This window comes from Dietzia timorensis (assembly GCF_001659785.1).
GTDB lineage: Bacteria > Actinomycetota > Actinomycetes > Mycobacteriales > Mycobacteriaceae > Dietzia > Dietzia timorensis.
In genome coordinates this window covers 783,782-796,661 of the sequence record NZ_CP015961.1, presented here as the reverse complement: position 1 = coordinate 796,661, position 12,880 = coordinate 783,782, and the positions used below count along the sequence as shown (strand labels likewise).

Here is a 12,880-nt window from a genome sequence, read left to right as displayed (position 1 = left end):
CCCCGCGCCACGTGTGCTGCGCACGGGAACTCCGCGCCCGAATGCCCTCGCCGCAAAACTAGAACGTGTTACAGTTGCGCCATCATCGCCCGACGGGATTCCACTGCGGGTTCTGGCACACCTTTTATGACGACGGAGGAGCGCGCATGTCCAGCGCCGCCGAGATTTTCGACTCCCTTCCCCATCCCCCACGAGCGTCCGAGGCCGCGAGAGCGCACCCCGCATACGCGGCGGCACGCAAGTCCTGGGCGGGCGCGATGGCGCGGGACAAGGAGTTCTGGCTTTCCGCCTTCGCCGACGACGCCGTGGTCGAGGACCCCGTCGGCCCTTCGATGTATTCCGAAGACGGCTCCGGGCAGCGGGGCAAATCGATGCTCTCGGACTTCTTCGACGCGTCGATCGCGGTCACGAGCTCACTGGAATTCGACATGCTCGACGCACTCGCCTGCGGCGACGAGATCGTGTTCCTCGGCACCCTCCGCGTCGGACTCGGCGACAACGTGATGGACACCGACATCGTCATCAACTACCGGGTGAACTCGTCCGGCGTTCTTCTCAACCTGCGTGCGTTCTGGGAGTTCGAACGCGCCTCGGCCACCATCCACCCGGCGTCCTGACCGGCGCCACTACCGACGAGGAGAACTTCGCCGTGGATTTCTCGATTCCGATCGCGTTCACCCCGCTTGACCAGCTTGTCCCTCTCGCCCAGGCAGCCGAGCGGCTGGGTTTCGCCCGGATCACGCTTCCCGATTCGCTGTTCTACCCGCGCAAGCAGGACAAGGAATACCCGTACACCCCGGACGGCTCGCGGATGTGGGACGAAAACACTCCGTGGGTCGAGCCATTTATCGGTGCCATGGCGATGGCACAGGCCACGTCGACGATTCGCATGTGCCCCTCAGTGGTGAAGTTCGGCCCGCGTCAGCCGCTCCTGCTGTTCCGACAGGCGGCGTCTGTCGCGATCATGTCGAACAATCGGCTCGATCTCGGTGTCGGGATCGGCTGGGATCCCAACGAGTTCGAGTGGTGCGGAGTTCCTTTCGCCAAGCGCGGCGCCCGTGTGGACGAGATGCTCGACATCTTCCGAATCGCAGGTGAGGGAGATTTCTTCACCTATTCCGGCGAGCACTTCGAGTTCGACGAGATGTCTCTCGCGCCGGTGCCCTCGGAGCCGATCCCGCTCTACATCGGTGGACATACGAAGAAGGCGCTGTCCCGCGCGGCACGAGTCGGCATGGGGTGGACCTCGGCGATGATCGAGTTCGACCAGCTCACCGAAGTCATCGCCACCCTCGAGCAGAATCTCCGCGCCGGAGGACGCAGCCTCGCCGATCGCGGCGACGGCGCACCGTTCGCGATTCAGGTCGTCTCGATGGACAAGTTCGGGACAGCCGGGTTCGCAGATCTCGCGGGCGCGGGGGTCACCGACGTCATCGTGATGCCGTGGATGATGTCCGGCCTCGGTTTCGACGCACCCGTCGAGGACAAGATCGCGACCATGGAGACCTTCGCCGATAAATACATTCGCGGCTGAGCGCCGTCATTCTTCGGGGTGTGCCCTCAGTTCCTCACGGTGCCGTTAACCTTGGGACATGACCGATTTCGGCTCGAACGTGCTCGGACCCGACGATTCGCTTCCTGCGACGCTTACCTCTGCGGCCAGGGAAGCCACCCGGATCGAGGTATTCACCGGAGCCGGGATGAGCGCCGACTCCGGGCTCGACACGTTTCGAGACGCGCAGACCGGACTGTGGTCGAAGGTGGATCCCCAGGCGCTGGCGAGCGTGGACTCGTGGACTTCCGACCCCGACCCCATGTGGGCTTGGTATCTCTGGCGCGCCACGCTCGCGCGGCGCGCAGCCCCCAACGCCGGGCACGAGGCCATCGCCCGCTGGGGCACATCGCACGGTAGCCGGGTGCACGTGACGACCCAGAACATCGACGATCTGCACGAACGGGCCGGCTCCGAAGATGTTGCGCACCTCCACGGCAGCCTGTTCGCCTTTCGCTGCACGATCTGCGAGAAGCCCGCCGCCAACCCCGAGTTCCCTGTCGAGCCCGTGGAGCGGCTCTCCCCGCCGAAGTGTTCCCTGTGCGGCAATCTGGTCCGTCCTGGCGTGGTGTGGTTCGGCGAGGCACTACCGATGTCGGATTGGGAACGCGCGGAAGAGTCCATGCGCGAGACGGATTTCGTCGTCATCGTCGGCACCTCGGGGGTTGTCACCCCCGCCGCGAACCTGCCGCTCGTCGCTTCAGAACGCGGGGTACCCATTCTCGAGATCAGCCCCGACGACACGGGGCTGACGTCCGTGGCCACCTGGTCGTGGCGCACGACGGCCGCGGTGGGCCTGCCCGCGCTCGTGTCCGCGGCTACCGGTCGGTAACGCCCGCGCCGAGTAACCCCGCCTCCGAGACATCTCGGAGACACCACAACAACTCGCGGTTGACGTCGTCCGTCGCCTCCAGATGCATGAGGTGACCGGCGCGGCCGACAGCTCGTACGGCTCGTACGTCGTCATGGTAGCGGTCGAGTTTCTTGAGCGGCTCGCGCCCGTGGAATCCCTCGAGATCGGGATCATGCTCGGAATAGACGAAGTAGAACGGCACGGGGTTGGTGGTGCGCTCGAAAGCCTTACGCTCGGCCCATTGTGCGTCGATCGCGCGGTACCACTGAAGTGGCCCGGTGAATCCGGTGCGTGCGAACTCGCGCTCGTACCGGTCCATTTCCTCGGAGCTCAGCCATGTCCACGGCAGCGACGGCGCCTCGGGGAGGGCATCAAGATAGTCGGTGCCTGCGGGGTGCTTCCACACGTCGAGATAATGAAAGTCGGCCGACAACGCCCAGAACACGCGCTCGAGGAAGGTGCGGGCATTGGCGTCCATCGACGCCTCCGCACGACCAGGCTCCTGGAAATAGTGCATGTGGAAGAAGTGCTTCTCGGCCATTGCCGCGAATGCCTGGCTCGGCGGATGATCTCCGAATGCTGCCACGAAGGGGTTCTCGAAGCCGACTACGGCGCCCACCCGTTCGGGCTTGAGCTGGCAGAAGTCGTAGGCCGCGCCGGCGCCGAAATCGAAACCGCAGAGAACAACCCGCTCATCGGAGCCTATCCCCGCATCGTCTAGTACAGCTTCGATATCGCCGGTTATCGGTTGGGGCGTGTAATACTGCGCACCGACCGGAGCACTCGAGGCTCCGAAACCTCGCATGTCCGGTGCGAGTACGCGCCAACCGGCCTCCTGTAGCACCGGGATCTGGCGGTGCCATGTGTAGTGGAAATGCGGGAATCCGTGGAGCAGAACGATCGTCGGCGCCGTCCCGGACTGCGGCGTGTCACTTGTTGACGGCGGGCAGTCGAGATACGCGATCGTGACGCCGTCTGCGGAGCCCGCGGCGCGCACCTTCCCGCCGAATGCTTCTTCCATGTTCGTATTCCTCTCCTACGCCAACGTCGGCACCGGAGTGGCCCCGTCGGCACCGGAGTGGCCCCGTGGGTGCCTCCGATGCCGACGTTTGCGGTGTTGGTCGAGCTTCGTTTGTGTTGCCGGCGCCTAGTTCGCCTTGGCAGCCGGGCAGAAATTCACAGGCCACTCGGTGATGCCGTTGAGCCAACCGGAGCGAAGTCGCGTGTGGTCCCCGAGGGAGGCCATATCCGGGAGGTGATTGGCGATTGCGTTGAAGATGAGCTCGATCTGCAGCTTCGCGAGGTTTGCACCGATGCAGTAGTGCGGTCCGTTACCACCGAAAGTGACGTGCGGGTTGTTCTCACGCGTGATGTCGAAAGTGAACGGATCGTCGAAGACGTCCTCATCGAAGTTGGCGGAACCGTAGGCCATGACAACGCGCTCGCCCGGCTTGATCGTCTTGCCGCCGATCTCGATTTCCTTTACTGCCGTGCGCTGGAACTGGATGACCGGGGTGGCCCACCGGAGAATCTCGTCGTAGGCGGTCTCCGGGCGCTCCGACTTGAACAGCTCCCACTGCTCCGGGTTGTCGAGGAAGGCGATCATCCCGTGGGTGGTGGCATTGCGGGTCGTCTCGTTGCCGGCGAATGTGAGAAGAATGAAGAACCAGCCGAACTCGTCGGGAGTGAGCCTGCCCCCGTCGACGTCTGCGTGCACGAGCTTGGAGATGAGATCGTCTTCAGGCTCGGCCTCGCGCTTTCCGGCCATCTCCATCGCGTACTCGAGGATCTGTGCGGCGGCGATGTGCGAGGCCTCGGCCACGTCCGGATCGTCGTAGCCGGCCATATTGTTCGACCACTCGAAAACTTTGAAACGGTCTTCCTGTGGGATACCGAGAAGTTCGGCAATGGTCTGCAACGGCAGCTCCGACGCGACCTCGACGATGAAATCGCCCGAGCCCTTCGCCGCTGCTCGTTCGACGATATCCTTCGCGCGCGCCTCGAGAGCCTCGCGCATCGATCGGATATTTCGGGGCGTGAATCCCTTGGAAATCGTCCGGCGGCGCATCTTGTGGTCTTCACCGTCCTGGTTGATGATCAGCAGCTTGATCATCTCGAGGATGTCGTCCTCGGTCCCGGGGGCGTAGCGCGGGATCGCCGTGTGCTGGTTGGTGATGAAATAATCGTTGGTGAGCCGGGAGATCTCCTTGATGTCCTCATGCTTCGAAGCGAGCCAGTAGCCATCGTCCTTGAAACCGTCGCTCCCCGGCTCGATCTCTACCCAGTGGATGGGTTCGGCTTTGCGCAGTTCGCTCCATTCCGGGTGCGGAATGCGCTTGGCGAACAATTCCGGACTGGTGAAATCGAACCCTGCGGGAATGCTGAGTTCGGGCGTCGTGGCGTTGGTCATCGTTGCTCCTTAGACGAAGATGCCCGTCCTAGATGAGTCGTCAATATCGCGAGAAAGTGCGTCCACACCCACTCGCCCCTCCGAGAGGGAACCAGGTTCGGCCCGTCTAGCCGTTGTGACTCATCACACTTTCAAAACGTAATCTAGAACACGTTTCAGTGACCATACTAGAACATGTTTCAATAATGGAAGAGGAAGTTCCGCAAGAAAGAACTCCTTGTCGGACAATCGTCCGACTGTTGCGGCTGCCATCACTCGCCGGCACCCGCCCAATGCCGCTCTACCTGCGCTCAATCGAAACCCCCGCGCAGCCCACGAGGAAGGACCACCATGGGAAATCCCGTCATCGTCGAGGCAGTTCGCACCCCCATCGGCAAGGCGCGCGGCGCCCTCTCCGGCCTTCACCCGGCGCATCTGCTGGGCGCATCGCAGAAGGAAGTGATCCGCAGGGCCGGCATCGACGCCGCCCTCGTCGAGCAGACGGTAGGGGGTTGCGTGACTCAGGCCGGGGCCCAGGGAAACAACGTCACCCGCGGCGCCTGGCTCGCCTCGGGACTGCCGTGGCAGACCGCCTGTACGACCATTGACTGCCAGTGCTCCTCGGCCCAGCAGGCCACTCATTTCATCGCCAACCTCATCGCCGCGGGCGCAATCGACGCCGGGATCTCGTGCGGTGTCGAGTCGATGTCGTGGCTTTCCCTCCGCGCCGCCGTCGGCGATGGATCCAATGGCATGCCCCGACCCGACGACTGGAACATCGACCTCCCCGACCAGTTCACCGCCGCCGATAGAATTGCCCGCCGCCGCGGTCTCGGCCGCGCGGACCTCGAGGAGCTGGGCGTGGCGTCGCAACGCAAGGCGCAACGCGCGTGGGAAGAAGGCCGCTTCGATCGCGAGACGTTCGCCGTCACAGCCCCCGAGCGCCAGAAGGACGGGACCTACACCGGCGCGGACATCACGGTCACCAAAGATCAGGGCCTGCGGGAAACGACTGCGGAGGCGCTCGCAGGACTCAAGCCCGTGATCGAGGGTGGCATGCACACTGCAGGAACCTCATCGCAGATGTCCGATGGCTCGGCGGCCGTACTTCTCATGGACGAGGACGTCGCCAGGGCTCAAGGTCTGACGCCGCGCGCACGGATCACCCACCAAGCGCTCGTCGGCGGCGAGCCCGAGTTCCACCTCGACGGGCCGGTACAGGCAACCGCGCGAGTGCTCGAGCGCTCAGGCATGTCGATCGGCGATTTCGACCTCTTCGAATGCAACGAGGCCTTCGCATCCGTACTCCTGAGCTGGGCCCAGGTCCATGGCCCGGATATGGACAAGGTCAACGTCAACGGCGGTGCGATCGCCCTCGGCCACCCCGTGGGCTCGACGGGCGCTCGCTTGATCACCACCGCACTGCACGAGCTCGAGCGCAGCGATGGCGAACGCGCCCTGGTGACCATGTGCGCCGGCGGCGCACAGGCCTCAGCTTCGGTGATCGAACGGATCTAGCGCGGCCGTGGCGCCGCGGCGCGGCACCGAGATCCGGTGGCGCGGAACGGATTACCGCTCAGTCAAAATGTGAACACGCCTAAGCCAATGAATGCCTGAAAGTTTTCTGGGAATACACTGCATGACGTCGGCGGCGCTTGGTCGAGTAGTCGCTTGCACACCCTCGGGCGGCTCCCCAATCGCCCCCCGACCCCTTGAATTTCCCGGAGGACGAACGTGCGCTACGTACTGCTGCATGGCCTGGCGTCATCGCCGAATGTGTGGTCCGCCGTCAAAATGCGGATGCGCAAGGAACTGTCGAATGGAAAGACAGACATTCTCGCGCCGACGCTCGTCATGGACGGGTCCATCGAGGACGAGGCGGACCGGGTCGCCTCGGCGATGTCCGTGCCCGCGGCGTCCGGCACGATTGTCGGCCATTCGATGGGTGGGCTCGTCGCCGTCGCACTCGCCGAGCGCCGACCCGAACTGGTCGAACGCTTGGTCCTCCTCAATTCCCCTACATCTGTAGAATCACGGCTTTCTTCGAAGCACCGGACCGAGCGGGCTCTCCGCAACCGGCGGGTCGGCGCGGCGATGTGGCGGATAATGGGAGAGCGCGCCGCGCGACGAGGGCTCGCGAGCGCTTTCGCTCCCGGATACCAGGTCCCGCAGTCCACCGTCGACGAATTCCTGCGCACCCCATACGAGACCTTTGTCGATTCCACCGAGGCGATCGACTCCTACCTCGCCGCCAAGCCACTGGCGGACAGGCTCGCTGGGCTCAACATCCCCACCACCGTGCTGTTCGGCACCGCGGACCAGCGCGTGGACCCGTCCATCGCGCTCGCGCAGTACCGCAGCTCCGGCTCGCCATCGGTTTCGGTGCACCCGATGTCCTATGTCGGGCACACGCCACCGATCGAGAACTCGCTCGCAACGTTTCGCGCGATCACCGGTGACGACGACATCGCGGCCTACCTGCAGGAAGACCGCGACGACGCGTCTGCTTCCGGCTAGCCCTAACGGGCGCCGTAGACCGGAACCGGGGCCGGCGACTCCGACAACAGCCCGGGGATGACTTCGGTAAGCTCTTCCGGACTCCAGCGCTCACCCTTGTCGGCGCCGGCGGCTCGCTGCCACCCGTCGCACACGGTGACCTTTCCACCCTCGGCCTCGAAAACCCGCCCCGTGACGTCGGCCGCGGCATCCGAGCCGAGCCAGACCACCAGTGGCGAGACGTTGCCCGGATGCATTGCATCGAAGGACCCGTCCGCTGGCGCGGCCATCGCCGAAGCCATCGCATCCCCGGCGGAAGTAGTCATGCGGGTACGGGCAGCGGGCGCGATCGCGTTGACGTTGATCCCGTAGCCGCCCATCTCGGCGGCCGCCTGGATGGTCAATAGCGCGATTCCCGCCTTCGCGGTTGCGTAATTGCCCTGCCCCACGGACCCGAACAGCCCCGCGCCGGAGGTGGTGTTGACGACGCGGGCCGCGCGCGGTCTGCCGGCCTTGGACTCGGAGCGCCAGTAGTTCGCGGCATAGTTGAGCACCGCGAAATGACCCTTGAGATGCACACGCGTGACGTTGTCCCAGTCCTGCTCGGACATCGATACGAGCATCTTGTCCCGCAGGAATCCGGCATTGTTGACGATGGTGTCGAGGTGGCCGAAGGTGTCTACCGCCTGTGCGACGAGCCCCGCTGCCTGCTCCCAATCCGCCACGTCAGCTCCGTTGACGACGGCCTCGCCACCGGCATCGATGATTTCCTGGACGACCTGCTCGGCGGGATGCTCGCCGGTGTCGGCGCCATCGAGACCGGCGCCGAGGTCGTTGACGACCACCTTCGCGCCGGCGGCGGCAAACGCGAGCGCATGCTCGCGGCCGAGTCCGCGGCCCGCGCCGGTGACGATGACTACGCGACCATCACAGATTCCCATGTCAATTCTCTTTTCTCCCGCTTCCACACGGGTTCCGATCGTTTATTGAACAGTCGTGCCCTGCGCTCTTGGCGGTGCGGCTAACTCTTGTTCGCCGTCGACGCCTCGAGGAACGCCGGTCGTTCCCCTCCCCCATGTACGAGCAGCTCCGCTCCGGTGATGAATCGGGCGAGGGGCGAGGCGAGGAACGACACCGCGTGGCCCACATCGGCGGGGTCTGCCATACGACCCATGGGCACCGTGGCGTCGACGGCCGCGATGCCATCACTATCTCCGTAGTGCATTTCGGCGAGTTCGGTCTTGACCGGGCCGACGACCACGGAGTTGACCCGAACATGCGGCGCCCATTCGACCGCGAGCGACCGGGTGAGCGAGTCGACCCCGGCCTTCGCAGCGCCGTAGGACGCCGTGCCCGGGGACGGCCTGTGTGCCGATACCGAGGAAATGTTGACGATCGCGCCGCCGACGGGCGCTTGAGCGGATGCCGCGCCCGACGTCATGACCCGGTGCGCCTCTTGAGCGACGGTAAGGCCGGCGAGGAGATTGAGGGCGACGATCTTCGAGTGGAAGTTCGCGCTGGCCTCGGCCGCCATGGCGAATGGCGCGCCGCCGGCATTGTTGACCACGATGTCGAGCCTTCCGTGGCGAGCGACGATCTCGTCCATCAGCCCGGCAACGGCCTGAGGATCGCGCAAATCGGCGCTGTGGAACTCGAGGGCGGCCAGATCGGGTTCGTCGGCGGGTCGGCGCGCGCAGGTGATGACGGTCGCGCCGGCCGCACTCAGCACGCGCGAGATACCCGCGCCGACGCCGCGGACGCCTCCGGTGACCAGCGCCACGCGCCCGGAGAGGCCGAGCCCTGCGAGATCCACCCCACTCGGCACCAAGGAAGAACTAAGCGATGCGTTCATAAGTGCTATCGTAACAAGCAAACCAAGCAAGCGTTTGGTTGCTTGCGGGGATTGCACCTCGAAGTTGTTGTGCGAAAGGTGGCCCGATGGGCATCAGTATCGAGAAGGAATCCGGTGGGATCGCGACCATCACGGTCGACTATCCGCCGGTCAACGCCATTCCGTCGGCGGGCTGGTTCGAGCTCGCCGACGCACTGCGCGAGGCGGGCCGAGACCGCGCGGTTTCGGTCGTGATACTCCGCGCGGAGGGCAAGGGATTCAATGCCGGCGTGGATATCAAGGAAATGCAGCAGTTCGAGGGGTTCGACCACCTCATCGCCGCTAATCGCGGCTGCTTCGCTGCCTTCGCCGCGGTATACGAATGCGAGGTTCCGGTGATTGCGGCTGTGGCCGGGTTCTGCGTTGGTGGCGGTATCGGCTTGGTAGGCAACGCGGATTCGATCGTCGCGTCCGAGGGCGCGAAGTTCGGCCTTCCCGAGGTCGACCGCGGCGCGCTCGGCGCTGCCACCCACCTCGCTCGAATGGTTCCCCCGCACGCGCTTCGCACCATGTACTACACCTCTACAAATGTGACGGCGGAGCAGCTCCACAGCTGGGGCACCGTGCACCGCGTCGTCCCCAGAGAAGAGCTCGACCAGGCCGCGCGGGAGCTCGCGGAGCAGATGGCCGCGAAGGACACGCGCGTACTGCGCGCCGCGAAGGAGGCCCTCAACGGCATCGATCCGGTCGACGTGAAGAAGTCGTATCGCTTCGAGCAGGGCTTCACCTTCGAGCTCAACCTCGCCGGCGTCGCCGATGAGCACCGCGACGAGTTCGTCTCCTCCGGCAAGAATCTCGACACACGTTCGCAGAACGACACTACTGGAAAGGACTCCTGAGCAGTGGATTTCACCCCACCCGCCAAGCGCGATAAGCGCTCGACCCTCGACGAGATGGTCGGCCAACTTTCTGACGGGATGACCATCGGCATCGCCGGTTGGGGATCGCGACGCAAGCCCATGGCTCTCGTCCGCGCGATCTTGCGTTCCGATCTCAAAGACCTGACGATTGTTGCCTTCGGCGGACCGGACATCGGCTTGCTGTGTTCCGCGGGCAAGGTCAAGCGCGCCTACTACGGCTTCGTCTCGCTCGATTCGGCCCCGTTCTACGATCCGTGGTTTGCGCGCCGCCGCACCGAGGGATCGATCGAGGTGCGCGAGATGGACGAGGGCATGGTGCGCGCCGGCCTGCAGGCTGCGTCGCAACGCCTCCCCTACCTTCCGATTCGCGCCGGACTCGGATCCTCCGTGATCGACTTCTGGAACGGCGAACTCGCGACGGTCGACTCCCCGTACGGCTATGAAGGGCCGATCGCGTCGACCGACAGCGCCAAGGAAACCCTTCTCGCCATGCCCGCCCTTCGGCTGGACGCGGCCCTCATCCACCTGGACAAGGCGGACAAGCACGGCAACGCCGCCTACACCGGGGTCGACCCGTACATGGACGACCTGTTCGCTAACTCCGCCGACCTTCGCCTACTCGAAGTCGACGAAATCGTCGATTCGGCCGACGAACTCATCGCCGAAGTCGGCGCCGAGCGCATGCTCCTCAACCGCATGCAGGTCGACGCAGTCGCCGAGGCTCCGGGAGGGGCGCACTTCACGTTCTCCGGCTCCTACCGGCGCGACGAGGCTTTCCAACGCCACTACGCGCAGGCCGCGAAGCAGGACGACACGTGGGAGGAGTTCCACCAGCGGTTCCTCTCCGGGACCGAATCCGACTATCAGGACGCCGTCAAGGCATTCGCCGCCGAGAACGCCGCGAAGGGAGACACCAAATGAGCACCCCCACTACTCGAGTAGAGCGCGCGGACTACTGCGCAATCGCCTGTGCGGAGATCTTCGCCGGAGCAGGAGAGATCTTCGCGTCCCCGATGACACCGATGGCTACAGTCGGTGCGCGGCTGGCGCGCCTGACCACCGAACCCGACCTCCTCATCTCCGACGGCGAGTCGAAGTTCCTCGGCTCGACGCCGGCCGTCGGAAAGGTCGCCGACCTCGAGGGGTGGATACCCTTCGGGCGCGTCTTCGACACCCTAGCGAATGGCAAGCGGCACGTCGTGATGGGCGCCAACCAAATCGATAAGTTCGGCAACCAGAACATCTCCGCCTTCGGTCCGCTCGAGCAGCCCAAGCGCCAGATGTTCGGGGTGCGCGGAGCTCCCGGCAACTCCATCAATCACGCGACGAGCTACTGGGTGGCGAAGCACTCCGCCCGCGTTTTCGGTGAGTCCGTCGACGTCATCTCGGGAATCGGTTACGACCGCTACGACGAGGGGGATCCGGCGTTTCGATTCCACCACCTGCACCGCGTGGTGACCAACCTCGGTTCCTTCGATTTCTCAGGTCCGGGCGGGACGCTCCACGCGCGCACATTGCACCCCGGCGTATCCGCCGACGAGGTGCGCGAGAACACCTCGTTCGAGGTCTCGGGTCTGGACGCCGCCGAACCTACGCGCGCCCCGTCGGAGGAGGAGCTCTACGTTCTCAACGAGCTCGTCGACCCGAAGGGACTGCGCTTCCGCGAGGTACCCCGCGAAGAGGACATCAAGTGAGCGCGGCGGCACTGGAGACCGACTTCACGAAGCTCGTCGGGATCGACTACCCCATCGTGCAGACGGGAATGGGGTGGGTGTCGGGCCCACATCTGACGGCGGCGACCGCAAACGCGGGAGGGCTCGGAATTCTCGCTTCGGCGACGATGACGTACGACGAACTCGAACAGGCGATCCGTCGCACCAAGGAACTCACCGACAAGCCGTTCGGGGTCAACCTCCGCGCGGACGCCGAGGACGCGGAGGCCCGCTGTGAGCTCATGATTCGCGAGGGCGTCAAGGTCGCCTCGTTCGCGCTCGCACCGAAGCCGGAGCTTATCGCACGGCTCAAAGACAACGGTCTCGTCGTCATCCCCTCGATCGGCGCCGCCAAGCACGCGGTCAAGGTCGCCTCCTGGGGCGCGGACGCGGTCATCGTCCAGGGCGGCGAGGGCGGAGGACATACCGGGCAAGTCGCAACGACCCTGCTACTTCCCTCGGTCATCGATGCGCTCGGCGGCCCGGGGAACACCTCGATCCCCGTCGTCGGCGCCGGCGGTTTCTTCGACGGGCGCGGACTCGTCGCGGCGCTCGCCTACGGTGCATCGGGCATCGCGATGGGCACTCGCTTCCTGCTCACCTCCGACAGCCGCGTGCCCGACGAGGTCAAGGCTCAATACCTCGAGCGCGGCTTGCAGGACACTGTCGTTTCGACGCGCGTGGACGGAATGCCGCACCGCGTCCTTCGAACCGGGCTCGTCAACGCTCTCGAATCCGGCAATCCCGGGAAGAGCCTCGTCGCGGCGGTGCGAAACGCGCAGAAGTTCAAGTCGATGACGGGCATGAAGTGGCAGGCCCTTGCCAAGGACGGCCTCAACATGAAGAAGTCTTCGGACCGCACGTGGCAGCAGATCGTCATGGCCGCGAACACGCCGATGTTGCTCAAGGCGGGGCTCGTTGAGGGAAACACCGACGCAGGGGTTCTCGCCTCGGGGCAGGTGGTCGGCATGATCGACGACCTTCCCTCATGCGACGAGGTGATCCAGCGCATCATGGCGCAGGCCCACGAACGGTTGGCCGCCCTACCCGGTCGCTGATCGGGGCCGCAGGGGTCCACACTGATCCGACACAAGCGCCCGCAACCTGGACATCTCAGGTTGCGGGCG

The 12,880-nt window shown here is 65.0% G+C and carries 13 protein-coding genes; 9 read left to right on the top strand and 4 right to left on the bottom strand.

Annotation, left to right across the window (positions count from 1 at the left end; translation table 11 throughout):
• The first annotated feature begins 146 nt into the window (after positions 1-146).
• From BJL86_RS03665 to BJL86_RS03655, 3 genes are read left to right on the top strand one after another with little or no spacing between them, the layout of a single operon-like run.
• Positions 147-617, top strand: a complete 471-nt coding sequence (locus BJL86_RS03665) for a nuclear transport factor 2 family protein (RefSeq protein WP_075844823.1) — start codon at positions 147-149, stop codon at positions 615-617.
• A 32-nt stretch (positions 618-649) separates the two neighbouring features.
• The gene (locus BJL86_RS03660; protein ID WP_067472647.1) at positions 650-1,534 is read left to right on the top strand and encodes a TIGR03619 family F420-dependent LLM class oxidoreductase; all 885 of its coding nucleotides are present in this window, start codon (positions 650-652) and stop codon (positions 1,532-1,534) included.
• A 58-nt stretch (positions 1,535-1,592) separates the two neighbouring features.
• The gene (locus tag BJL86_RS03655; protein ID WP_067472644.1) at positions 1,593-2,384 is read left to right on the top strand and encodes an NAD-dependent deacylase; all 792 of its coding nucleotides are present in this window, start codon (positions 1,593-1,595) and stop codon (positions 2,382-2,384) included.
• Here the strand turns inward: BJL86_RS03655 and BJL86_RS03650 are convergent.
• The gene (locus BJL86_RS03650) at positions 2,371-3,426 is read right to left on the bottom strand and encodes an alpha/beta fold hydrolase (protein ID WP_082908380.1); all 1,056 of its coding nucleotides are present in this window, start codon (positions 3,424-3,426) and stop codon (positions 2,371-2,373) included. The two genes, BJL86_RS03655 and BJL86_RS03650, sit on opposite strands and share 14 nt — an antisense overlap.
• Positions 3,427-3,552: 126 nt before the next feature.
• Complete coding sequence (locus BJL86_RS03645; protein WP_067472641.1) at positions 3,553-4,815, bottom strand: cytochrome P450; 1,263 nt, start codon at positions 4,813-4,815, stop codon at positions 3,553-3,555.
• A gap of 330 nt (positions 4,816-5,145) precedes the next feature.
• Between BJL86_RS03645 and BJL86_RS03640 the strand changes: the two genes are divergently transcribed.
• Together BJL86_RS03640 and BJL86_RS03635 are read left to right on the top strand one after the other, a co-directional pair.
• Complete coding sequence (locus BJL86_RS03640; RefSeq protein ID WP_067472638.1) at positions 5,146-6,312, top strand: steroid 3-ketoacyl-CoA thiolase; 1,167 nt, start codon at positions 5,146-5,148, stop codon at positions 6,310-6,312.
• Positions 6,313-6,528: 216 nt separating this feature from the next.
• Positions 6,529-7,311, top strand: coding sequence for an alpha/beta hydrolase (locus BJL86_RS03635; protein ID WP_067472636.1), 783 nt, complete (start codon positions 6,529-6,531; stop codon positions 7,309-7,311).
• Positions 7,312-7,313: 2 nt separating this feature from the next.
• On the opposite strand, the gene BJL86_RS03630 is transcribed toward BJL86_RS03635, so the two are convergent.
• Both BJL86_RS03630 and BJL86_RS03625 read right to left on the bottom strand, forming a co-directional pair.
• Complete coding sequence (locus tag BJL86_RS03630; RefSeq protein WP_067472635.1) at positions 7,314-8,231, bottom strand: SDR family oxidoreductase; 918 nt, start codon at positions 8,229-8,231, stop codon at positions 7,314-7,316.
• 80 nt (positions 8,232-8,311) lie between these two features.
• On the bottom strand, positions 8,312-9,142 hold the full coding sequence (locus BJL86_RS03625) for an SDR family oxidoreductase (protein ID WP_067472634.1): 831 nt from the start codon (positions 9,140-9,142) through the stop codon (positions 8,312-8,314).
• 86 nt (positions 9,143-9,228) lie between these two features.
• Here BJL86_RS03625 and BJL86_RS03620 point away from each other — a divergent pair, with 86 nt between their 5' ends.
• Genes BJL86_RS03620 through BJL86_RS03605 form a run of 4 tightly spaced genes read left to right on the top strand, consistent with a single transcriptional unit; the run spans position 9,229 to position 12,811 of the window.
• Positions 9,229-10,020 (top strand): enoyl-CoA hydratase family protein, encoded by a 792-nt coding sequence (locus tag BJL86_RS03620; RefSeq protein WP_067472632.1) that lies wholly within the window; start codon positions 9,229-9,231, stop codon positions 10,018-10,020.
• Between the two features lie 54 nt (positions 10,021-10,074).
• The gene (locus tag BJL86_RS03615) at positions 10,075-10,962 is read left to right on the top strand and encodes a CoA transferase subunit A (RefSeq protein ID WP_067472712.1); all 888 of its coding nucleotides are present in this window, start codon (positions 10,075-10,077) and stop codon (positions 10,960-10,962) included.
• A complete protein-coding gene (locus BJL86_RS03610) occupies positions 10,959-11,735 on the top strand; it encodes a CoA-transferase subunit beta (protein WP_067472630.1) in 777 nt (258 codons plus the stop codon). The genes BJL86_RS03615 and BJL86_RS03610 overlap by 4 nt, the downstream gene beginning before the upstream one ends.
• Positions 11,732-12,811 (top strand): NAD(P)H-dependent flavin oxidoreductase, encoded by a 1,080-nt coding sequence (locus tag BJL86_RS03605; protein ID WP_067472627.1) that lies wholly within the window; start codon positions 11,732-11,734, stop codon positions 12,809-12,811. The genes BJL86_RS03610 and BJL86_RS03605 overlap by 4 nt, the downstream gene beginning before the upstream one ends.
• Positions 12,812-12,880: the final 69 nt, after the last annotated feature.